This is a genomic window from Pseudomonas sp. HY2-MNA-CIBAN-0224 (assembly GCF_040310285.1).
In the GTDB taxonomy this organism is placed as follows: domain Bacteria; phylum Pseudomonadota; class Gammaproteobacteria; order Pseudomonadales; family Pseudomonadaceae; genus Aquipseudomonas; species Aquipseudomonas helleri.
On sequence record NZ_JBEOPQ010000899.1, the window covers coordinates 1 to 237 of the forward strand.

General features: G+C 42.6%; 1 pseudogene. It reads right to left on the minus strand.

Annotated features, from left to right (window positions below):
• Positions 1-237 (minus strand): annotated as a pseudogene (locus AAEZ03_RS28835) (D-alanyl-D-alanine endopeptidase); the annotation flags it as partial.

A 237-nucleotide genomic window follows, 5' to 3' on the forward strand; every position in this document is an offset into this window, starting at 1 on the left:
GACCTGCCTCATTAATAAAGCCGGTTTTTGAGATACCAATTGGATAATCGCCTGAACGGACTAGAGAGCTGGTATTGTTGGCTTTATAAGTACGGTTACCATTTGAGTAATTGGCCACGTAAAAGTCATAACTCTTAGTCGTAGAGAAGCGACGGATTACATCATAGGTACCAGCAGCACGTACCATTTTTACCAAGTCATTTGACGAAGCCACATTACGTTTATCGAGACCCGTTG